The following is a 544-nucleotide window of genomic DNA, read 5'->3' as shown; positions in this document are numbered from 1 at the left end:
ATAAAAGACCAGCAAAATATTCTGTGATTAATGATTTGAATGGAGAGATCACGAATCTGTTTCAATGCGTTCAAAACCATTTTGATGATTTAGCCAAACGATTGGAGTGGTTTGTTTGTTCAAGACAGTTGTTTTTTGACCTTGCTGCGATTGACCCAGAAAGCCTTTCCAAAGTTGAAAGAGCCGCACGCTTTTTATTTCTCCAACGTTGTGTCCTTTATGGGAAAAAAGATTACGTTTCTTTTAGCTTTGGAAGAAAAAGAACGGCAGAGTTTAATCCCGAAAAGCTGTTATCAAGGATGAGACGTGTTAGACAGAAGCTTCTTGATACGACGATCTTAAATTTATCGTGGGAACGGGTTATCGAGCTATTTGATGCACCCGACAGTTTATTTTACCTAGACCCTCCTTATCTTGTGAAGAAGAAGTGTTACAGCTCTGGGAATTTTGTTGAAGATGATTTTGTGAGTATGGCAAAAGTTCTCAAAAGTATTCAAGGCAAATTTGTCTTGAGTCTGAATGATTGTGATGCGGTTCGAGAGAT

Annotated in this window: 1 protein-coding gene; it reads left to right on the top strand. The window is 38.2% G+C overall.

The annotated features are described in order from the left end of the window. Nucleotides 1-544: DNA adenine methylase (locus ACFIM1_RS09515; RefSeq protein ID WP_375694715.1), on the top strand; the 544-nt coding region annotated here is incomplete at both ends.

The sequence above is a fragment of the Bartonella sp. AC158YNML genome, from assembly GCF_042196725.1.
Classification (GTDB): Bacteria; Pseudomonadota; Alphaproteobacteria; order Rhizobiales; family Rhizobiaceae; genus Bartonella.
Note: the sequence above shows the minus strand (reverse complement) of the source record. Positions and strands in the feature narration are given on the sequence as shown.